The sequence below is a fragment of the Sinorhizobium fredii genome, assembly GCF_002944405.1.
In the GTDB taxonomy this organism is placed as follows: Bacteria; Pseudomonadota; Alphaproteobacteria; order Rhizobiales; family Rhizobiaceae; genus Sinorhizobium; species Sinorhizobium fredii_C.
The window spans coordinates 1,454,070-1,475,247 of record NZ_CP024307.1 but is presented as its reverse complement, the minus strand read 5'-3'; the positions used below and the strand labels follow the sequence as shown (position 1 = coordinate 1,475,247).

Sequence of the window (21,178 nt, the reverse complement as noted above, 5' to 3'; positions counted from 1 at the left end):
GGCCTCGTTGCCGGCTATTTCCGCTCGCGCCGGCGCATCTGGTCTGCATAAACGGCGACGATGATGATCACGCCGGTCACGACCGTCTGCCATTCCGGCGCGACCGACAGGACGCGCAAGCCGTTGGTGAGCACCGACATGATCAGTGCGCCGATCAGCGTGCCCACGATCGTGCCGCGCCCGCCCGACAGGCTGGTGCCGCCGATCACCACCGCCGCAATGGCTTCCAGCTCGTAGCCGAGGCCGAGCGCCGGCTGGGCGGAATTCAGGCGGCTGGCAATGAGAAGGCCGGCAATGCCGCAGACGGCGCCCGAGAGCGTGTAGATCGCGATCTTCCAGAAATCGGTGTTGACGCCGGACAGCCGCACCGCCTCTTCGTTCGAACCGAGCGCGAAAGTGTAGCGGCCGAGCACGGTGCGCCCCAGCATCCAGGCGGCGGCACCGGCCACGATGAAAAGCATTAAGACACCGTTCGGCACCGGGAAGGCCGGGATCACCTCGCCGATCAGCGAGCCCTGCGCGATGGTGGTGAAGCCGGGCGTATCGTTGAAATAGATCGGCTTGGTGCCGGTAACGATCAGCGACAGGCCCTTCAACACCAGCATCATGCCGAGCGTGGCGATGAAGGGCGGAATGCGCATACGCGCCACCAGGCTGCCGGACACCAGCCCGCAGGCCGCCCCCGTGCCGACCGCCGCCAGCACGCCGAGCGGCAGCGGCAGGCCGCCCCAGGTCAGCACTACGCCGGTCATGACGGCGCAGAAGGTCATTAGCGTACCGATCGACAGGTCGATGCCGCCGGTAATGATGATCAGCGTCACACCGACCGCCAGCACGCCATTGACGGAGGTCGCCTGCAGGATGGCCATGATGTTGGACACCTGGAAGAAATTCGGGCTCGCCAAGGAGAAGCCGATGACCAGAACGATCAGGCTGGCAAAGGCCAGGAGTTTCTGTTGGGCGCTGCCGCGCCCGCTTGCCTTTTCACCCATGATTAGAGCGTCCCCTCATGCTGCGGTCTTGCCGTTGTGTTGCCAATTCCATGATCTTCTCCTGCTCCGCACCGCCCGGCAGGATGCCTGTCAAGCGTCCCTCACACATGACGGCGATACGATGGGAAAGGCGCAGCACTTCCGGCAGCTCGCTGGAAATAACGATGATCGCCTTGCCGGCGCTGGCCAGCTCGTTGAGAAGACGATAGATTTCGGCCTTGGCGCCGACGTCGATGCCGCGGGTCGGCTCGTCGAAGATCAGCACATCGCAATCCCGCAACAGCCATTTGGCGATGACTACCTTCTGCTGGTTGCCACCCGACAAGAGCCGCACCTCCTGCCGGTCGCCCGGCGTACGGATGTTCAGCTTGGCGATGTACTCCGCGGCGATGGACCCAAGCGCCGGCTCGTCGATCCGGCCGATGGCGTCGGCATAACGCGGCAGGCTCGCCATGGCGATGTTGGCGCGTACATCCATGCCGAGCGCGAGACCGAAATGCTTGCGATCTTCCGAGAGATAGCCGATGCCGGCGCGCACCGCGTCGGCGGGACTGGTGATCCGAACCGGCTTACCCTGCACGAAAATCTCGCCCGCTTCGATCGGCTCGGCGCCAAAAATGGCTCGGGCAAGCTCGGTTCGCCCGGCGCCCATCAGCCCGGCAAAGCCGAGGATCTCGCCCTTCTTCAGGTCAAAGCTGATATCCTTCAGCTCCTTGCCGCGCCGGATGCCGCGCACCTCCAGCGCCGTTTCTGCGGCGGAGAGATCGGGGATGACGACCGTCTCGTCCTTCAGTTCGCGCCCGACCATCATCGAGATGATCTTGGAGATCGGCGTTTCCTCAGCCTGGACCGTGCCGACACGGGCACCGTCGCGCATCACGGTCACACGGTCGGAGATGCGTTTGATCTCGTCCATCTTGTGACTGATGTATATGATGCCGACGCCCTCGTCCTTGAGGCGGCGGATGATGGTGAAGAGTTCGCTGATCTCCGCATCGTTGAGCGCGGCCGTCGGCTCGTCCATAATCAAAACGCGCGACCGATAGCTCAGCGCCTTTGCGATCTCTACCATCTGCTGGCGGGCGATGGTGAGGCCCGCGACCGGCGTGCGCGGATCCATGCGGATGTTCATGCCGGCGAAGATGGCGGCGGTATCCGCATTCAGCTTCGCCTCGTCAAGCCGTCCCAAGGAAAGGCGCGGCTCCCGGCCGATCCAGATGTTCTGGGCGACGGTGAGGTCGTGCATCAACGCCAGTTCCTGATGAATGATGCCGATGCCGAGATCCTGTGCCGTCTTGGGAGTTCGAATGGACACTTCCTGGGCGTCCACGAGCACGCGACCGCTGTCTGGTTGATAGATACCGGACAGCACCTTCATCAATGTCGACTTACCCGCGCCGTTCTCGCCCATCAGCGCGTGGACCTCGGCGGGCCGAAGTTCGAAATCGACGGATTTTAACGCGTGTACGCCCGGGAAACTCTTGTCGATCCCCTCCATCCGCACCAGCTCGCTCATGACGCCGCTCCTCCCGCGCGCTTAGATGGTCACGCCGCCGTCCACCAGCATGGCCTGTCCTGAAACGAACCGGCTTTCATCGGACAGCAGGAAAACAACCAAGGGGACGACGTCATCGACCGTCGCCAGGCGGCCCATGGGCTGGCGCGCGATAAAGTCTTTCTCGGCCTGCTCCGGATCGGCAGCTGAAGCGATACGTCCGCGCAGCGAGGGCGTGTCGACCGTGCCCGGGCAGATGGCATTGCAACGAATGCCTTGCTTGACGAAATCCGCGGCAATCGCCTTGGTCAGACCGATGACCGCCGCCTTGCTGGCACCATAGGCTGTCCGATTGGCAAAACCCTTTATCGAGGAAGCCATCGAGGCCATATTCAGGATCGAAGCGGTTCCGGTGTTGGCCGCCCGATCGAGCATCCCGGGCAGGCAAGCACGCGTAAGACGCATCATCGCCGTGACGTTCAGATCGAAGGCAAAGGCCCAGTCATCGTCGGCGATATCGAGAAGCGTTCCGTTGTGCACGACCCCGGCGCAATTGAAGAGGCCATCGACAGGACCTACTTGCGCCGCAACGGCTTCGACAGCCTGCCGGTCAGTGACGTCCAGCAGCAATGTCTCGACCCCGTCCAGCCCTTCGAGTGCCGCCCCGTTGATATCGGTTGCAATCACCCGCGCGCCTTCGTCACGGCATGCGAGAACACTTGCCCTGCCTATGCCCTGACCGCCTGCCGTGACGAGAATGGTCTTGTCCTTCAGACGCATAATTCCCCCCGTGCGCCAAAGTTCGTATATAAAATAATGTTTCACATACGAACGGCTTTGACAAGTCGATGCCGATATTCTTTTTTTGTAGACATCGCTATGAGTCCGGGTCTGGAGGGCGTGAATGGCAACGAAACCGCAAAAACCCGTATTGGCGGAAGGATTGGATCAGGACGAGAAATACCGCGCACCCGCGCTCGACAAGGGCTTGGATATCCTCGAGATATTGGCCAATCAAAGCGGCGGCATGACCCGGACCGAGATCGTGCGGGAAATGGGACTGAGCCCATCGCAGATCTTTCGCATGCTTGAGCGTCTGGTCGCGAGGGGGTACGTAGCCCGGTCGGAGGGTGGCGACCGCTACTCCCTGTCCATGAAGATGTTCCTTCTAGCCAATCGATACCCTCCATATCGACGACTGGTCGCCAGTGCGCAGCCTTTGATGGACGACTTTGCGCGCCAAACGGACCAATCCTGCCATCTCGTGATCCCGGAGTTCGGAACCGGTCTCATCGTCGCTCAGGCAAGCCCCACGTCTCATTGGGAGTTTCGCGCCAGGGTTGGCAGTCAGCTCGAACTTTTTACGACGGGTTCGGGCATAACGTTGATTGCATTCCAAGCCCCCGAACGCTTGGACGAAACACTCAAACAGTGGGGGGTGGCTTCGCCTAAGCTGTTGCAGGGGGCAACGGGCGATGAAATCGACGCGGTCCGTCGACAGGGTTACCGCATTGGCGCTTCCGGCCAACTTGTTGGCGTAACTGATATAAGCGCTCCGATCCTCGGCCCACATGGGGATGCAACATCGGTCGTCACATGTGCATTCATCGAGCACGTTGACGACAAACGAGCACAGAAGCTTGATGAAGCATTGGCACGGTTGCTTACCCTGACAGAAGCCCTAAGCCTGCACTGAGAGCCAACCAACTTGTAGCTCACTTCATTGGCTCGCCGAAGATGAATTTATCGTCGGCTCAGCGGCAGTTCGTTACGCGGAGGCTAGTCACTGCTTCTGAGGCGGCAAAGAGGCTGGAGCGGGTAGCGGGAATCGAACCCGCGTATTCAGCTTGGAAGGCTGCTGCTCTACCATTGAGCTATACCCGCGGGCCTTCGATCCTGAAGCAGAATGGTGGAGGGAGTTGGATTTGAACCAACGTAGGCTGAGCCAACGGATTTACAGTCCGTCCCCTTTAACCACTCGGGCATCCCTCCATTATTCTGTCGGGATCAATCGACCAAGCTTTTGAGATCGTGGAAGAAGCGGCGCCGTTTCGTGCCGCCTTTCGATCTGCGCCGGGTATATGGCCGCCCGCATTCCTCCTGTCAACAGAGCGAAACGGAAAATTTCAGAAATTCTCCACAGACACCGGCGGCCGCACTATCCGAAACCATTTCCAAGACCGAACGAACCTCACTATAAGACGCGCATGAGCAAGGACAAGAGCGGCGACAAGAGCGCCAAGGACAGCCACTACGCCACTCTGCGGCGCGCGCATCGCGACGCCCGCCGCGAGCGCGGCGAGATTCCGACACCCCGCCCGGACAAGCGCCGGAAGATGCCGGCCGACTGGAAGCCGCCGGCGCTGGCGCCAGAGCAGGTGCTTCTCTATGGGCTGCACACGGTCCGCGCCGCCCTCGACAATCCGGAGCGCACGGTCATCCGCCTCAGCGTGACGCAGAATGCGGCGGCGAGGCTGGAACTCGGCGAGCCTTCGTCACTCCCCTTCCCAGTCGAAATCGTAACGCCGCAGGATCTCGATCGGGTCCTCGGGCCGGATGCCATCCACCAGGGCGTCATGCTGGAGACGCGGCCGCTGCCGCACCGCAAGCTCGAGGCGCTCAGCGAATGTTCGTTGATCCTCCTGCTCGACCAGGTGACCGATCCGCACAATGTCGGCGCCATCATGCGCTCGGCGGTGGCGTTCGAAGCCGGCGCGCTGATCACCACCATGCGCCATAGCCCGACCGAATCAGGCGTGCTCGCAAAATCGGCCTCCGGGGCGCTGGAACTCATTCCCTATATCCAGATAACCAATCTCGCCGATACGATTGAAGAACTGCACAATCTGGGCTTCCAGACGATCGGTCTTGATTCGGAGGGTCCGCAACCGCTGGAGGATACCTTCTCTGGCGAGAAGATCGCCCTGGTGGTTGGATCGGAAGGCAAGGGGCTGCGGCAGAAGACGCGGCAGACCGTTGCGGCGCTGGCCCGACTCGATATGCCCGGCGCCATCAAGTCGCTCAATGTCTCGAACGCCGCGGCGATCGCGATGTATGCAGCAAGGCAGCACCTCAAGGCTTGAGACGGCCGATGCCGGTCAAAGCACCGGCACGGCGCTTAAGGTCATGTGCGCCGTCGGACAGCCGTCACGCACCTTCTTCCAGGTCGTGACGTTGAGGTTCATTTCGCAGCGCGCCATGTAGGAGATGCCGCCGACCCGGATGCATGTCATCTGGCCGAGTTCGTATTTCGTCCCGTCGCGATTGCGACAGGTACAGCGCCGGTCCGGCGGCGACGCAGCCGCACTCTCGGCGACCATGGCGGCAGCCGCCAGCGACAGGGCCAGAACCTGCAGAACGACCAGGCTTCTCATCTCGCTAGAATACCGCAAATCCGGCCCGATCAGAAACGAAGAATGCCGGCCGCTTGCGCGACCGGCATTCTTCCGCAACAGACCGGCACTTTTGGTGAGCGGGATGCGGGCGAAAAACCACGAACAGTTTTCCTCATCTCACTCCGGCGCCGGCCGAATTCAATCTTAGCTCGCCAGGCGCAGAACGTTGCCTTCCGCGATGGTCTTTTCAGCTTCGGCAATGGCGAACTGCTTCTGGTCGGCACCGAGGTTCAGGCCCTCGGCGCGGACGAACTCAACGTCGGTGATGCCGAAGAAGCCGAAAACGGTCCGCAGATAGCTTTCCTGGTGATCCATCGCCGAAGCCGGGCCGGCAGAATAGTGTCCGCCGCGCGTGGAGGCGACAATCACCTTCTTGCCCTTGGCGAGACCCTCCGGGCCCGCCTCGGTGTAACGGAATGTCTTGCCAGCGACGGCCAGGCGGTCGATCCAGGCCTTCAGCTGGCTCGGGATCGAGAAGTTGTACATCGGCGCACCGACGACGATCGTGTCAGCGGCAAGGAATTCGTCGAGCATCTGGCGGCCAGTCCGAATATCGGAGGCGAGCGCCGGATCGACTTCACCGAGGTCGGCAGGCGCCATGATCTGTGCGCCGGTCAGATGCTGGAGGCGCTCGGAGACGAGATCGCGATAGGTGACTTTCGCGTCGGGCCGGTCTGCCTTGATCTGCGAGACGATCGCCGCCGTCAGACGACGGGAAACCGAATGTTCTCCGAGAATGCCGGAGTCGATATGAAGGACGTTCATGGGAGGCACCTTTGTTTTTAGTTGCGGTGCACAACATATGATTTGAAAACAATCGCTGGATAAGACGGCGAATAATTGACATTCCGTTTCCTGAGGGAAACAATCGGAGCGTTCCGGCGCGGGAAAATCAGACTCCGTCGGAACGATTACATTGGATTCCCAGAGCGGATGCGCGCGCGACGCCCGCTCTGGTGGAGGCTAGCATGCAGGACCTGAACGATATCGCCCTCTTCGCCGCCGTCGTGAAGAACAACGGCTTCAGCGCCGCCGCGCGTTATTTGAACATTCCCAAATCCAAGCTCAGCAAGCATGTGGCGCGGCTGGAAGATCAACTGGGCGTGCGGCTTCTCGAGCGCTCGACGCGCAAGCTGCGCGTGACGGAAATCGGCCGCGTTTTCTATGAACACGCCCAGGGGCTGCTCGACGGCGTAGCGGCCGCGGAAGCCGAGGTCGCCGCCGTGCGCGGCGAGCCGACGGGCGTTGTGCGGCTTGGCTGCCCCCTCGGCTTCGCACCGATGCTGGCCGACATTCTGCCGGGCTTCCATCGGCGCTACCCGGGCGTCCGACTGCTCATCACCGCCACGAATCGACGTCTCGATCTCATCGAGGAGCGTTTCGACGTGGCGCTTCGCGCGCGCGACCAGCTCGATACGGACAGCCACCTGATCGTGCGCAAGTTCGGCGAGGTCCGCTCGCGGCTGGCCGCCAGCCCGACGCTTCTTGCGCGAATCGGAGAAGTCACCACCACCAATCTTGCCGAAATGCCGACGCTTTCCATGAACGAGCAACACGCAAGCGACGTGTGGCGCCTCTATCACGCGAACGGCGGATCGATCGAGATCGCCCACCGACCGGTGATCGGCTGCAGCGATTTCGTCATCCTCGAACGCGCCGCGATCGAAGGAATGGGGATCGCGCTTTTGCCGGACCACATCTGCGAGCGCGCCTTCCGAACCGGCGTTCTCGTCCCCGTCCTGCCTGAGTGGGGCTCCGGCAACGTCGTGGTCCATCTCGTCTTTCCGTCCCGCCAGGGCGTGCTGCCGGCGACGCGCGCGCTGATCGACTATCTGGCAGAGAACCTGATCAAGGCGATGCAGCGTTGCCGCGAGATCGACCCGAGACCGGCGCAGTCCTTCGATATTTGAGGAAATTTGAGTCGCCGATCAGTGTGGGGAGGTGTGGTAGCTTCGAAAAGCTTCAAAAATGGTGCCCCCAGAGAGACTCGAACTCCCGACCTACTGATTACAAATCAGCCGCTCTACCAACTGAGCTATAAGGGCACTTTTCGATCACGGGAGTTACCATATTCCTTTCTTGTGTAAAGCAAAAATGCGGCTCCCCTCAAAATTTCGGGTGCACTCGCCGCATGGTCGTGCCAGAAAAACAGGCATGGCGTCGATCGCCGCGCCGGGCGCAACGACAAACGGACTGAATGCATGACCCAGTTCAGCACACTCGCCTTCATCGCCTCGACGGCCGAAGAAGCGCAGAAGGCGGCAAAGGAACTCAAGGAGATTTACGGCGACCACGACCCGGAGGAGGCGGACGTGATCGTCGCGCTCGGCGGCGATGGTTTCATGCTGCACACGCTGCACAAGACGATGAATACCGGCAAGCGCGTCTACGGCATGAATCGCGGCTCGGTCGGCTTCCTGATGAACCGCTACAGCACCGATGATCTGCGCGAACGCATCGCCAGCGCCGTCGACAACGCCTTCCACCCCTTGGAAATGCGGACCCTCGACGCCAACGGCAACGAATTCACCGCGCTGGCGATCAACGAGGTCTATCTCTTCCGCCAGTCCTATCAGGCGGCAAAGCTCAAGGTCCTCGTCGACGGCAAGGTGCGGCTCGATGAACTGACCTGCGACGGGCTGCTGCTCGCAACACCGGCGGGATCGACTGCGTATAACCTGTCCGCCCACGGGCCGATCCTGCCGCTCGAGGCCCCGCTTCTCGCCTTGACCCCGGTCAGTCCCTTCCGGCCGCGGCGCTGGCGCGGCGCGCTGCTTCCCAACCGCGTTACCGTCCAGATCGAGATTCTCGAGGCCGAGAAGCGGCCGGTCAACGCCGTCGCGGATCACCAGGAGGTCAAGTCGGTCGTTCGGGTCACGATCGCCGAATCGGAGAAGCTGACGGCCCGCATCCTGTCCGATCCGGATCATTCCTGGTCCGACCGCATCCTGGCCGAGCAGTTCTCCAATTGAATCACAAGCGGAACGTCATGGTATTCTGCGGTCAGCGGTTATTGTTCCGCGCCGCGCACGAAGGAATCTTGAGGATGCGCAACCCCCTTGTGATCGCGCTTTGCTTCCTGTTGTCCGCGGGCGCTCTGCGGGCGCAGGACGGCGGCATCCTCCCCTCGAACGTCACTTTCGTCACAAGCACCGGCTATTGGGAGGATGGTGCCGGCGTAGCGCCGGCCGGCGATCCAGAAGGCGTTGCGCAACGGGCCGCGCAGCGTGGCTACTACAAGCTGATTGCCGTGCGGCAGAGTGACGGCACCGCGCGCATCCATCTCCAGCAGATCGCCTCGACGCCGGCCGGCCCGGAAGTCGTCTCGTCCGCCGAGCTCGAGGAGTTCACGGCGATGAAGTCCTTTGTCACCGACATTCGACCCGAGACCTCGACGGGCATCACGCGGCAGCCGGGAATGTTCGCGACCGTCTATCTGAAGACCGACCCTTCCGCCACCGAACCGGAATCGTGGACGGTGCTGATAGACGAAGTCGGGGACATCAAGATCGAGCGCGCGACCAACTGACGCCGACAAAAGAATACGGCCGGGGAGCACCCGGCCGTTTGTCGCAGTTCCTGTTCTGCGCGTTCAGCCCAAATCCTCGACGACCGCGTCCGCACCGCCGCTGACGCGGTGGGCAAGTGCGGCCTCCATAAACTCGTTGAGCTCGCCGTCGAGCACGTCGCCGGGGCTCGTGCTTTCGACGCCCGTCCGCAGGTCCTTCACCAGCTGATAGGGCTGCAGGACATAGGAGCGGATCTGGTGACCCCAGCCGATATCGGTCTTTGAAGCGGCTTCGGCATTGGCCGCTTCCTCGCGCTTCTTGAGCTCGGCTTCATAGAGCCGGGCGCGCAGCATGTCCCAGGCCTTGGCGCGGTTCTTGTGCTGCGAACGCTCCTGTTGGCACTGCACGACGATGCCGCTCGGCATATGCGTGATGCGCACGGCCGAGTCGGTCGTGTTGACGTGCTGGCCGCCGGCGCCCGACGAACGGTAGGTGTCGATGCGGCAATCGCTTTCGTTGATGTCGATCTGGATCGAATCGTCGACGACCGGATAGACCCAGATGGACGAAAACGAGGTGTGACGGCGCGCATTGCTGTCATAGGGCGAGATGCGGACGAGCCGATGGACACCCGATTCGGTCTTCAGCCAGCCATAGGCGTTGTGGCCCTTGACGAGGAGCGTCGCCGACTTGATGCCGGCCTCTTCGCCGTCCTGGATTTCCAAGAGTTCCACCTTGTAACCTTGCCGCTCGGCCCAGCGCGAATACATGCGCAGCAGCATGTTGGCCCAGTCCTGACTTTCGGTGCCGCCGGCGCCCGAATGGACTTCGAGATAGGTGTCGTTCTGGTCCGCCTCGCCCGAAAGCATGGCCTCGACCTGCTTCTTCGCAGTCTCGTTGCGCAGCTGACGGAGTGCGTCCTCGGCCTCGCTGACGATGGCCGAATCGCCCTCCTCTTCGCCGAGTTCGATCAGCTCGATATTGTCGCTCAGCTGCTGCTCGAAACGGCGCAGGCCGGTAATGCTGTCGTCGAGCTGCTGGCGCTCGCGCATCAGCTTCTGCGCCTCGGCGGCATCGTTCCAGAGCGACGGATCTTCCGCCTTGTTGTTCAACCAGTCCAGTCGTCTTATCGCCTGCTCCCAGTCAAAGATGCCTCCTCAGCAGGCTTATGGCCTGCTTGATTTCGTCGACGATGTTCTCGATTTCGCTGCGCATGGTCCCGCTTCTTGGTGTGGCTTCGAAAAATGTGAGGGTCAAATAGCGACGCCCGCCGCCGATGTAAAGGCGACGGGCATCCGGATCGAGGGCAAGGCTCAGAAGAGGCCGTTGGAGCCGGAGGTCACGGCCTGGTTGGCCTGCGGGGAGTTCTTCAGGATCTCCTCCGGCGGCGCATATTCGTCGAGGTCGCCGATGACCGAGAAGGTTTCGGCCGGACCGGTGCCCGGCTTGAAGGCTTCGATGATCGTGTCCGGCTCGCCTTCGACCGCCGCCATGCCGGTCTTGCGGTTGACCGGGATGAGGTTCATGCCCTCCGGAACCACGAACTTGCCCGGCTGCGTCCCCTTGACCGCCTCCTGCATGAAGGCGTTGAAGATCGGTGCCGACAGACTGCCGCCCGTCGCGCCGCGACCCAGCGGCGCCGGATCGTCGAAGCCCAGATAGAGGCCGGCGACGAGGTCGGGCGTATAGCCGACGAACCAGGCATCCTTCTCGTCGTTGGTCGTGCCGGTCTTGCCGGCGACCGGACGGTCCAGCTTGATCTTGCCCGCCGCCGTACCCCGGGTGATGACGCCCTCCATCATCGAAGTGATCTGGTAGGACGTCATCGGATCGAGCACCTGCAGGCGGTTGTCGGTCAACACGGGCTCTTCCTGCTCGGTCCAATTGTCGGCGTTGCAGTTGTCGCAGGTGCGGTCCTCGTGACGGAAGATCGTCTTGCCGTAGCGGTCCTGGATGCGGTCGATCAGCGACGGCTTGATCTGCTTGCCGCCATTGGCGATGACCGCATAGGCCGACACCATGCGCAGCACGGTCGTCTCGCCGGAGCCGAGCGACATGGAAAGCAGCGGCGGCATCTTGTCGTAGATGCCGAAGCGCTCGGCATATTCGGCGACGAGGTTCATGCCCATGTCGTTGGCAAGCCGCACCGTCATGAGATTGCGCGACTTTTCGATGCCGAGGCGCAGCGTCGATGGACCGGCAGAGCCGCCGCCGTAGTTTTCCGGGCGCCAGACCTGGCCGCCGGCGACGATTTCGATCGGCGCATCGAGAATGACCGAGGCGGGCGTGTAGCCGCTGTCGAGAGCTGCCGCATAGACGAAGGGCTTGAAGGAGGAACCGGGCTGGCGCATCGCCTGGGTGGCGCGGTTGAACTCCGACTGGCCATAGGAGAAGCCGCCGACCATCGCCAGAACGCGGCCGGTATGCGGATCCATCGCGACCAGCCCGCCCTGCACCTTGGGCGGCTGGCGAAGGCGATACTCGCCTTTTTGCTCGAGCGGCTCGACATAGACGACATCGCCTGGACCGACGACGCCCTCCGGGGACTTTGCCGCCTTGCGCTGGCCGCCTGCGGCGCGGTAGGCCCATTGCATGTTCTCTGCGGAAATGTGCCCGGTGACCCGTTCGGCGACGATCTTCCCCGAGGCTTCCTTGTCCGGCTGGATGCCGATCTCGGCCCCTTCGCTGTCGACGGCGAGCACGACGGCGAGTTTCCATTCCGGCATGTCGTTCAATGTCGGGATCTTGCTCAGAGGCTCCCCCCAGTCGCCGCCGATCTCGATCGTCTTGACCGGCCCGTGAAAGCCGCGGCGCTCGTCATAGCCCAAGAGCCCGTCCTGCAGCGCCTTGCGCGCGATGATCTGCAGATGCGGATCGAGCGACGTGCGAACCGACAGCCCGCCCTCGTAAAGAGCATTGTCGCCATATTTCTGAATGATCTGCCGGCGCACCTCTTCGGCGAAGTAGTCCGAAGCGAAAAGATGGGCACCGCCACGGCGCGGCGTCACGCCGAGCTCCTGCTTCTTCGCCTCCTCGCCGTCTGCCTTGGTCACATAGCCGTTCTCGACCATGCGATCGATCACCCAGTTGCGGCGCTCGATCGCCGCCTCGGTCTTGCGGAACGGGTGATAGTTGGCCGGTCCCTTCGGCAGCGCAGCAAGATAGGCGGCCTCGGCGACGGTCAGTTCCGTGACCGACTTGTCGAAATAGGTGAGCGACGCGCCGGCGACGCCGTAGGAATTCAGGCCGAAGAAGATCTCGTTCAGATAAAGTTCGAGAATGCGATCCTTGGTGTAGGCCTGCTCGATGCGGAAGGAGAGGATCGCCTCCTTGATCTTGCGGTCGATCGTCTGGTCGGCGGTCAGCAGGAAGTTCTTCGCCACCTGCTGAGTGATCGTCGAGGCTCCGACCGGGCGGCGGCCCGAGCCGAAGTTCTGGATGTTGACGGCAATGGCGCGCGCCAAGCCGGTGATGTCCACGCCCGGATGCTTGTAGAAGTTCTTGTCCTCGGCGGAGATGAAGGCTGCCTTGACGCGATCCGGTATCGCCTGGATCGGCAGATAGAGGCGGCGCTCGCGCGCATATTCGGCAATCAGCGCACCGTTTCCGGCGTGAAAGCGGGTCGTGACCGGCGGCGCGTACTTGGCGAGCACCTCATAGTCGGGCAGATCCTTGGTGATCGCGCCGAGATAGATCGCGACGGCTGCGGCGACCCCGAGCAGCAAAAACGCACCAATGCCGAAAAAATATCCTATCAGTCTGATCATCAGCCAGATACCGGTACCTTATTGTCCCATCGCCGGGTCGCCATTCGAAGGACCCACTGTCGCAAGCCAAGCGGCCGCGCCAACCGCTTTCGTCGGAAATCGGCCGGCACGACAGCTACACGCTTCGCGGGTTCCCTCATATGGCGAGGAAACTCAAGCTTCAACATCGTTTCCCAACAAATTGGGATGCCCTTCCCCCAAAGGCCTGGATTGTGAGTAAAATAGGGCTGGTGGTCGTTTATACCGTGCGCATCTCGCTGAAAAGCATATCGCTGTTACGCCGGCGACACAAATCACATCCCTCCCGTCGCTGCCTTCGGAAGGCTTCACCCGCCGTTCGCAACCGCCGTCTGGCGATAGCGCCCGACGGCGACGGCCAGCAGCTCCGACACTTTCTTGCGCCATGCCGGATCGAGCAATTGCTTCTCGTCCTCCTTGTTCGACAGGAAGCCGAGTTCGAGCAGGATCGACGGGACGTCCGGCGCCTGCAGGACGCGGAAGCCGGCATGGCGGTGGGGATTGTTGATCAGCTTGATCTGCCCTTCGAAGGATGAGACGACGCTGCGCGCCAAGTTGACTGAAAATGCCTGGGTTTCGCGGCGGGTGAGATCGATCAGGATGTCCGCGACCTCCGCCGGCTCGCTTTCGAGCGGAATGCCGGCGATCTCGTCGGAAAGGTTTTCGCGGGCCGCCAGGTCGGCCGCGAGGTGGTCGGAGGCCTTGTCTGAGATGGTATAGACCGTGGCGCCGCGGATATCCTTCTGCCTCAGCGTGTCGGCGTGGACGGATATGAACAGGTTGGCACTCCTCTGCCGGGCCATCTGGACACGCTGCGGCAAGGACAGAAACTCGTCGCCGGCCCGCGTCAGAAAGGCCTCTATGCCGGGCTCGCGGTTGAGCGTCGCCACAAGATCGCGCGCAAAGGCGAGCGTAACGTGCTTCTCCTCCGTCTTGGTGACGCTGCCGATGGCGCCGGTGTCGATGCCGCCGTGCCCGGCATCGACGGCAACCACGAAGGCGCCCGGAGCTTTCGCCGGCGCGGGGGCGGGACGGTCGGTCTTGGCGGTGCGCGCCGTTCCCGTCCATTGCTGGTCGCCGAGGAGCTTGTCGAAGCGGGCCTTGTCGATCTTCTCGGCATCGATGATCAGGCGGAAGCCCTTGCCGTCTTCCTCCGGCTTCACTTCCGCGTGGGTGACCTCGGTCGGCCCTTTGGCGGAGAGCACCAGCCGCGAAGCCCCTGCCCCCATTCCGCCATAGCGGATGGCATCGAAGAGACCGCGTGGCTCGAGGCTCTCCGGCTTCAGGCCGAAGGATGTCTCCGGCAGGTCGACGATGACGCGAACCGGATTTGCGACGTAGTGAATGGAGAATTCGGGATTGCGATCGAATTCGATCACGATCCGCGTCCGCGCGTCGTCGCCGGCTACCCGCGCCCCGTAAGCCAGCAAGGGGGCGGCATCATCGGCCGCACCGGCAACAGCGGGCAACAGGATGGACATCGCCGCAAAGAGGACGGCAAACACGGGTGCGACGCGACGCGACAGCCTCTTTGAATGCGGCAAATGCCGCTCTGTTGCGGAACGCTTCACCCGGGCTCCCCCATCGTCATTCGAAATCCGGCTCAGGGCCTCAGGAACCGCCACCGTCACTGTCCACCAATGAACCCTCATGGTTAACCAAACCTTGCCGCGGCGCCACCCAAGGTGACGAATGCGGACCGGTTCGAAACCGATGCAATGGTTCCTGAACACAAGATTTCACCCGGGCAAGCGAATCGATCAATATTGTGGCGGCAAAGGCTTTTCCCTTGCCAATGTGACATAGAAACCATAAAAGCGTCACAAGGAGAAAGTGTTGACGGGATAGAATCGTCGGCCGGGCAGCCGGAGCTTCGAGAAGCTTGGCGCCAGGGAAGTGATCGAGCCGGAACAGCCGGTTGCAACCGTATCATGCTTCCGCGGCCGCAGGTGTTCATCCGCCGTCGCTGCATTTCCTCTCGTACACTGGATCGCAGTTTCCGGCGGTGGCCGGAGTTCTTGATGGTGATTTTCACCGACTGCCCGCAAGCGGGCGTATTCATCGGACCTCCCCTCGAGGTCCAGGACATTGGCATTCTTGTTTGGTCTTTGATGTGACTCAGCAGCATCGGTCAGGAGTAAAGAGGCCCCGGGACGAGATCGTTCCGGCTGCCGTCTGGCTGCTGCACCATCACCTGCGCCAAACAGGACCTTTCACATCCGGCGCAGCTTCCGACGAGTTCGACAGCCTTCCAAGCGAAGTGCCTCTGTCTGCCGTTGCCCTGCGCCGAGGAGCAGAGCTTAGATGGCAGAGAAAATGCTTATCGATGCGTCTCACTCAGAGGAGACGCGCGTCGTTGTCGTTCGCGGGAACCGCATAGAAGAATTCGATTTCGAATCGGAACATAAGAAGCAAATCCGCGGCAATATCTATCTGGCCAAGGTGACCAGAGTGGAGCCGTCGCTGCAGGCGGCCTTCGTCGATTATGGCGGCAATCGCCACGGCTTCCTGGCCTTCGCCGAAATTCACCCCGACTACTATCAGATCCCCCTCGCCGACCGTCAGGCGCTGTTGAAGGCGGAAGCCGAAGAGGCCCGCCGCGAGGACGACGTCGAGCCGGTCGAGACCGCAGACGAGCAAACCGTCGCGCCGACAAGGGACGAGGCTCCGGCTGAAGAAGCCGCCGCGGCCGAACCGGAAACGGAAGTCAAGGCAGAGGCGGAGAAGCCGAAGGCCAAGCCGAAGCGCACGCGCCGGGCGAAAGCCAAGGCCAGCGAACAAAAGGAAGAGGCGCAGGGCGACGCCGAGGCGAGTGATGAGGGCAGCAGCGGCGAAATGGCCGCGATGGTCGACGTCGACTCGATCTCCGAGGACGTCGATGCGCGCCGCCGCCGCGACGATGATGACGACGATGACGACGGCCATGACGGCGAGAAGGAAATCATCGAGTCTGTCGGCGCAGAAGATGCGATGGAAGAGGTTCCGGACCGGCAGGTCCGCAAGCCGCGAAAGCAGTACCGCATCCAGGAAGTGATCAAGCGCCGGCAGATCCTGCTCGTCCAGGTCGCGAAGGAAGAACGCGGCAACAAGGGCGCGGCGCTCACCACCTATCTTTCGCTCGCGGGCCGCTATTCGGTGCTGATGCCGAACACGGCGCGCGGCGGCGGCATCTCCCGCAAGATCACCAACTTGCAGGACCGCAAGCGCCTCAAGGAAATCGCCCGCGGTCTCGACGTGCCGCAGGGCATGGGCGTGATCCTGCGCACCGCTGGCGCCAACCGCACCAAGGTCGAGGTCAAACGCGACTTCGAATATCTGATGCGGCTGTGGGAGAACGTCCGCACGCTGACCTTGAACTCCACCGCCCCCTGCCTCGTCTATGAGGAAGGCAGCCTGATCAAGCGTTCGATCCGCGACCTCTACAACAAGGATATCAGCGAGATCATCGTCTCCGGCGAAGAGGGCTACAAGGAAGCCAAGAGCTTCATGAAGATGCTGATGCCGAGCCACGCGAAGGTCGTGCAGCCCTATCGCGACGTGCATCCGATCTTCTCGCGTTCCGGCATCGAAGCCCAGCTCGACCGCATGCTGCAGCCGCAGGTGACGCTGAAGTCGGGCGGCTATATCATCATCAACCAGACCGAGGCGCTTGTCTCGATCGACGTGAACTCCGGTCGCTCGACCCGCGAGCATTCGATCGAGGATACCGCGCTGCAGACCAACCTGGAGGCGGCCGAGGAAGTCGCGCGCCAACTGCGTCTTCGCGACCTTGCCGGCCTGGTGGTCATCGACTTCATCGACATGGAAGAAAAGCGCAACAACCGCGCCGTCGAGAAGAAGCTTAAGGACTGCCTGAAGAACGACCGGGCGCGCATCCAGGTCGGCCGCATCTCGCATTTCGGCCTGCTTGAAATGTCGCGCCAGCGCATCCGCGCCTCGGTGCTCGAAAGCACGATGCAGTCCTGCCCGCATTGCAACGGCACGGGCCACGTTCGCTCGCAGTCTTCCGTCGCGCTGCATGTGCTGCGCGGTATCGAGGAACATCTGCTAAAGAACACCACGCACGACATCGCGGTCCGCACGATCCCGGAAATCGCGCTCTACCTTCTCAATCAGAAGCGCGGCACGATCACCGACTATGAGCGGCGCTTCGGCGTCTCGATCATCATCGAGGCGGACGCGCATGTCGGCGCCCAGCACTTCGCGATCGACAGAGGCGATCCGGTCGAGAATCCGGTGAAGATCGAGCAGCTTCTGCATTTCGAGCCGGAGCCGGAAGAAGAAGAAGAAGAAGAAGACATCGTCATCGAGGAGGATCTGGACGAGGAGGAAGCGGAAGAGACCGCGGCCGAGCGTCCGGGACAGCCGAAGGCGCAGGCCTCCGACGACCAGGGCGGCCGCAAGCGCAAGCGCCGTCGCCGGCGGCGCGGCAAGGGTGCCGGCCACGGACCGGAATCGGTCGCGGCGGAAGCCGGAGACGCGCTTGATGGCGCGGCTGACGAAGGCGACGAGTCCGAGGACGAAGGCGAGGTCCAGGATGCCTTGACGGCAGACGGGGATCAGAAGCGCAAGCGTCGCCGTCGCGGCAAGCGGGGCGGCCGCCGCAACCGGCCAGAAGCCGAAGGTGAGGCCGCTCTTGCTGCAGAGTCCGATGACGAGCCGGCCGATGCCGAAGAGGCAGCGGACGCCAACGACGCCGATGCAGCTGCCGCCGCGGCCGTCGAACAGGTCGTGAATGCGGCGTCTGTCAAGGCCGAGACTCCCGCTGCCGAAGCCAAGCCGGCGAAACCGAAGCGCAGCCGCAAGAAAGCCGTGGCCGCCGAGGCACCGGCGGAAAATGCCGACACGGCGGCCGAACAGGCTGTCGAAGCGCAGCCGGATGAAACCGGTCCTGCTCAAGTCGAGGAAGCGGTTGCAGACCTGGAGGCCGGCAAGCCCGCACGGACGACGATTGCTTCCGAGCCCGTGGTCACATCGAATGTGGCCAAGGCCGACAGCAGCGAAGAAGAGGCAGCCAAGCCGAAAAAAGGCGGCTGGTGGCAGCGCCGCGGCTTCTTCTGAGAAAGCATAGGCTTACCAAGCAAAAGGCCCGGAACATTCCGGGTCTTTTTTGTTACTACATGCCTCCTTAAATCGACCTCGATTTAGGGAGGCATGCAGTAATTCAAAGTGCTACAGGGACCTTTGCGCGTCTGATAAGACGCGCGGCGCTGTAGTAGCGGTCGACGCGCCCGACCCGAAGGCGGTTATTTCAACCAATGCGCAATGCGGTCCATCGCTTCGGCCATTTCGGCGGGCGCGCCGGCATAGGAAAAACGCATGCTGCGATGCCCTTCGAGCGGATCGAAATCGAAGCCGGGCGTGGCGGCGACATTGATCTCGGCGAGCATGCGACGGGCGAAGGCCATGCTGTCGTTGGTGAAGCGGCTGACGTCGACATAGGCATAGAAGGCGCCGTCCATCGGTGAAGCGATCGAAAAGCCCATCTCCGGCAAACGCGTCAGCAGGAGGTCGCGATTGGCGGCATAGGCCCGCTTGTAACCATCCAATTCCTCATGCGCGCCGAGGGCGGCCTCCGCGGCAACCTGGGAGAGCTCCGGCGGCGAAATATAGAGGCTCTGGGCAATGCGCTCGAAGACACGCACCTGAGCCTCCGGCAGCACCATCCAGCCGATGCGCCAGCCGGTCATACAATAATATTTCGAAAACGAATTGATGACGACCGCATCGTCGGCGATCTCGAGGACCGAGGTCTCCTCGCCGGCAAAGGTCAGCCCGTGATAGATCTCGTCGGAGATGAAAGCGATCGATCGGGCGCGGCAATAGTCGGCGAGCGCCTTGAGACGCTCCCTTCCCGTGACTGTGCCGGTCGGGTTTGCAGGGCTGGCAAGAAGCACCCCCTTCAGAGGCTTGCCGGCCTGCGCCGCCGCCCGCTCCAGGCTTTCGGGCGTGAGCGTAAACCCTGTATCGGCGTTGGCTTCGATCTCGACCACGCTCAGGCCGAGCGCGGCCATGATATTGCGGTAGGCAGGATACCCGGGCCGCGCGATGGCGACGCAATCGCCCGGATCGAAGAGAGCCAGGAAGGCCAGATTGAAGCCCGCGGAGGAGCCGGTGGTGATCGCAACCCGCTGCGGATCAAGCGCGATGCCGTGGCGGCTCTGATAGTGGGCGGCGATTGCCCGCTTCAGCGAGAGGGTCCCGAGGGCGTCGGTATAGCCGAGGCGGCCGTGCTCCAGCGCCCGCCGCGCCGCCTCCAGCGCGGCCTTTGGGGCGGGATGGGCCGGCTGGCCGACCGCCATCGAGATGACGGGATGGCCGGCATCGCGGCGACGCGTCGCTTCCGCCAATACATCCATGGCATGGAACGGTTCGACGGCGCTGCGTTTCGACATCTGTGCCAATGGCTGACCCTCGCAAGTTGACTGGACGCCCGCCCTTTGCCCGATCGCTGCACGCTTCACAAGTATGGGAGCGCCGCAATTCGGCAGATTTTGCCGTTTCGTTTCGCGCCCGCGCACCCTATGCTCGCTTTCGACGGCAGGCTCGCTATCGTCGTTGTCTATGAAGATGCGTTGACGCGGCAGTGCGAAATGGGCGACAGACAGGTACGAGAAGACAACGAGGGAATGATGACGCTCAGGAAGAAGATGATTGCCGCCGGAGCGCTGATCGCGCTTGCAGCCGGCATTGCCCTGCCCCAATCCGCGGCGGCGCTCGATGCAAAGCAGAAGGAAGAGATCGGCGCCTTCATCAAGGAATATCTCATCGCCAATCCGGAAATCATGCTGGAAGTGCAGGAAGCCCTGTCCGCCAAGCAGCGCGCCAAGCAGCAGGAAGCTTCGCAAGCGGCGATCGCCAAGAACGAAAAGGCGATCTTTAATTCCGCCTACGACGTTACGCTCGGTAACCCCAAGGGCGACATCACCATCGTCGAATTCTTCGACTATAATTGCGGCTACTGCAAACGGGCGCTGTCGGACATGGACGAGATCATCGCCAACGACAAGAATGTCCGTTTTGTCTTGAAGGAACTCCCGATTCTCGGCCCCGACTCGCTTGCCGCGCACAAGGTCAGCGCCGCCTTCCGCTCGATCGCGCCGGAGAAATACGGCGACTTCCACCGCGCCCTGCTCGGCGCCGAGGAGCGGGCGACGGAGGAAACGGCGATCGCCGTTGCCGCCAAGCTCGGCGTTACCGAAGAGCAATTGCGCGACAAAATGGAAGACGATCCGAATGACGCCGCGGTGCGCGAAGCCTACATGCTCGCCAACGATCTCGGCATCACCGGCACCCCCTCCTACGTCATCGGCAACGAGGCGGTTTACGGCGCCGTCGGCGCCGCCGAAATCACCGGGAAGGTCGCCAACATGCGCGAGTGCGGCAAGACCACCTGCTGACAGCCGAAGCGGAACGCGTCACGTCGTTCAGCCTTTCCCATCCGCCTATGACTTGTGGACAAATCCCCCGGGAGACCGGGGGGCTTTCCCTCGCCGAACCATCGGTCTATAGGTAACCCTCCCATCATCGGACCGGAATCCCTTATGCCCTCGACGATTTTTGTGCTGAACGGCCCAAACCTGAATGCCCTCGGCAAGCGCGAACCAGGCATCTACGGCGGCCAGACCCTGGCCGATATCGAGGCGATGTGCAAAGCGGAGGGGAAGCTCCTGGGCTTCGACGTCGATTTCCGCCAATCCAACATCGAAGGCGTGCTGGTCGACTGGCTGCACGAGGCCGGCGAAAAGGCCGCCGGCGTCGCCATCAATCCGGCCGCCTACGGGCACACGTCGATTGCCATGCACGATGCCATTCGTGCCATCACCGTCCCCGTCGTCGAATTGCATCTTTCCAACATTCATGCGCGCGAGGAATTCCGCCACAAGTCGATGATTGCGCCGGCCGTCAAGGGCGTGATCTGCGGCTTCGGCGCGCAGAGTTACATTCTGGCGCTGCATGCGCTAAAGAACCTGACAAACACGTCGAAATAAGAAGTACACGA

At 62.4% G+C, this 21,178-nt stretch carries 17 protein-coding genes and 3 tRNA genes; 8 read left to right on the top strand and 12 right to left on the bottom strand.

Annotated features, from left to right (window positions below):
• Positions 1 to 14: 14 nt before the first annotated feature.
• Genes NXT3_RS07105 through NXT3_RS07095 form a run of 3 tightly spaced genes read right to left on the bottom strand, consistent with a single transcriptional unit; the run spans position 15 to position 3,267 of the window.
• Positions 15 to 992 carry an ABC transporter permease gene (locus NXT3_RS07105; RefSeq protein WP_095677934.1) on the bottom strand — a complete coding sequence of 326 codons (978 nt, stop codon included), beginning with the start codon at positions 990 to 992 and terminating at the stop codon, positions 15 to 17.
• On the bottom strand, positions 985 to 2,508 hold the full coding sequence (locus NXT3_RS07100; protein WP_104839021.1) for a sugar ABC transporter ATP-binding protein: 1,524 nt from the start codon (positions 2,506 to 2,508) through the stop codon (positions 985 to 987). Before NXT3_RS07100 ends, NXT3_RS07105 begins: the two co-directional genes overlap by 8 nt.
• Before the next feature lie 21 nt (positions 2,509 to 2,529).
• Positions 2,530 to 3,267, bottom strand: a complete 738-nt coding sequence (locus NXT3_RS07095; RefSeq protein ID WP_037414233.1) for an SDR family oxidoreductase — start codon at positions 3,265 to 3,267, stop codon at positions 2,530 to 2,532.
• A gap of 124 nt (positions 3,268 to 3,391) precedes the next feature.
• On the opposite strand from NXT3_RS07095, the gene NXT3_RS07090 reads away from it, so the two are divergent.
• On the top strand, positions 3,392 to 4,183 hold the full coding sequence (locus NXT3_RS07090; RefSeq protein ID WP_104839020.1) for an IclR family transcriptional regulator: 792 nt from the start codon (positions 3,392 to 3,394) through the stop codon (positions 4,181 to 4,183).
• Positions 4,184 to 4,297: 114 nt separating this feature from the next.
• On the opposite strand, the gene NXT3_RS07085 is transcribed toward NXT3_RS07090, so the two are convergent.
• Positions 4,298 to 4,371, bottom strand: a tRNA-Gly gene (locus NXT3_RS07085).
• A 23-nt stretch (positions 4,372 to 4,394) separates the two neighbouring features.
• A tRNA-Tyr gene (locus tag NXT3_RS07080) sits at positions 4,395 to 4,479 on the bottom strand.
• A 215-nt stretch (positions 4,480 to 4,694) separates the two neighbouring features.
• Here NXT3_RS07080 and NXT3_RS07075 point away from each other — a divergent pair.
• Positions 4,695 to 5,570: a TrmH family RNA methyltransferase gene (locus tag NXT3_RS07075; protein ID WP_097526398.1), complete on the top strand. Its 876-nt coding sequence runs from the start codon at positions 4,695 to 4,697 to the stop codon at positions 5,568 to 5,570.
• 15 nt (positions 5,571 to 5,585) lie between these two features.
• Here the strand turns inward: NXT3_RS07075 and NXT3_RS07070 are convergent, their stop codons facing one another.
• Complete coding sequence (locus NXT3_RS07070; RefSeq protein WP_037414259.1) at positions 5,586 to 5,861, bottom strand: hypothetical protein; 276 nt, start codon at positions 5,859 to 5,861, stop codon at positions 5,586 to 5,588.
• Between the two features lie 165 nt (positions 5,862 to 6,026).
• Positions 6,027 to 6,647 (bottom strand): FMN-dependent NADH-azoreductase, encoded by a 621-nt coding sequence (locus NXT3_RS07065; protein WP_097526399.1) that lies wholly within the window; start codon positions 6,645 to 6,647, stop codon positions 6,027 to 6,029.
• Between the two features lie 203 nt (positions 6,648 to 6,850).
• Between NXT3_RS07065 and NXT3_RS07060 the strand changes: the two genes are divergently transcribed.
• Positions 6,851 to 7,792, top strand: a complete 942-nt coding sequence (locus NXT3_RS07060; RefSeq protein WP_037414227.1) for a LysR family transcriptional regulator — start codon at positions 6,851 to 6,853, stop codon at positions 7,790 to 7,792.
• A 59-nt stretch (positions 7,793 to 7,851) separates the two neighbouring features.
• On the opposite strand, the gene NXT3_RS07055 is transcribed toward NXT3_RS07060, so the two are convergent.
• Positions 7,852 to 7,927, bottom strand: a tRNA-Thr gene (locus tag NXT3_RS07055).
• A 156-nt stretch (positions 7,928 to 8,083) separates the two neighbouring features.
• Between NXT3_RS07055 and NXT3_RS07050 the strand changes: the two genes are divergently transcribed.
• Together NXT3_RS07050 and NXT3_RS07045 are read left to right on the top strand one after the other, a co-directional pair.
• Complete coding sequence (locus tag NXT3_RS07050) at positions 8,084 to 8,854, top strand: NAD kinase (RefSeq protein WP_037414225.1); 771 nt, start codon at positions 8,084 to 8,086, stop codon at positions 8,852 to 8,854.
• A 74-nt stretch (positions 8,855 to 8,928) separates the two neighbouring features.
• On the top strand, positions 8,929 to 9,411 hold the full coding sequence (locus NXT3_RS07045; RefSeq protein WP_037414223.1) for a hypothetical protein: 483 nt from the start codon (positions 8,929 to 8,931) through the stop codon (positions 9,409 to 9,411).
• Between the two features lie 63 nt (positions 9,412 to 9,474).
• Here the strand turns inward: NXT3_RS07045 and prfB are convergent.
• The 3 genes from prfB to NXT3_RS07030 all read right to left on the bottom strand — a co-directional run bounded on the left by prfB (position 9,475) and on the right by NXT3_RS07030 (position 14,657).
• A protein-coding gene (gene prfB, locus NXT3_RS07040) for a peptide chain release factor 2 (RefSeq protein ID WP_097539469.1) occupies positions 9,475 to 10,606 on the bottom strand; the annotation gives its coding sequence in 2 pieces (ribosomal slippage) (positions 9,475 to 10,536 and positions 10,538 to 10,606; 1,131 coding nt in all).
• A 98-nt stretch (positions 10,607 to 10,704) separates the two neighbouring features.
• Positions 10,705 to 13,158 carry a penicillin-binding protein 1A gene (locus NXT3_RS07035; RefSeq protein ID WP_097526401.1) on the bottom strand — a complete coding sequence of 818 codons (2,454 nt, stop codon included), beginning with the start codon at positions 13,156 to 13,158 and terminating at the stop codon, positions 10,705 to 10,707.
• A 326-nt stretch (positions 13,159 to 13,484) separates the two neighbouring features.
• On the bottom strand, positions 13,485 to 14,657 hold the full coding sequence (locus NXT3_RS07030; RefSeq protein WP_050988172.1) for an N-acetylmuramoyl-L-alanine amidase: 1,173 nt from the start codon (positions 14,655 to 14,657) through the stop codon (positions 13,485 to 13,487).
• 823 nt (positions 14,658 to 15,480) lie between these two features.
• Between NXT3_RS07030 and NXT3_RS07020 the strand changes: the two genes are divergently transcribed.
• Positions 15,481 to 18,237 (top strand): Rne/Rng family ribonuclease, encoded by a 2,757-nt coding sequence (locus NXT3_RS07020; RefSeq protein ID WP_199773332.1) that lies wholly within the window; start codon positions 15,481 to 15,483, stop codon positions 18,235 to 18,237.
• Positions 18,238 to 18,422: 185 nt separating this feature from the next.
• On the opposite strand, the gene NXT3_RS07015 is transcribed toward NXT3_RS07020, so the two are convergent.
• Positions 18,423 to 19,580, bottom strand: coding sequence for a pyridoxal phosphate-dependent aminotransferase (locus tag NXT3_RS07015; RefSeq protein ID WP_083853864.1), 1,158 nt, complete (start codon positions 19,578 to 19,580; stop codon positions 18,423 to 18,425).
• Positions 19,581 to 19,808: 228 nt separating this feature from the next.
• Between NXT3_RS07015 and NXT3_RS07010 the strand changes: the two genes are divergently transcribed.
• Together NXT3_RS07010 and aroQ are read left to right on the top strand one after the other, a co-directional pair.
• Positions 19,809 to 20,576: a DsbA family protein gene (locus NXT3_RS07010; RefSeq protein WP_097539498.1), complete on the top strand. Its 768-nt coding sequence runs from the start codon at positions 19,809 to 19,811 to the stop codon at positions 20,574 to 20,576.
• A gap of 144 nt (positions 20,577 to 20,720) precedes the next feature.
• A complete protein-coding gene (gene aroQ, locus NXT3_RS07005; protein ID WP_037414211.1) occupies positions 20,721 to 21,167 on the top strand; it encodes a type II 3-dehydroquinate dehydratase in 447 nt (148 codons plus the stop codon).
• Positions 21,168 to 21,178 lie beyond the last annotated feature (11 nt).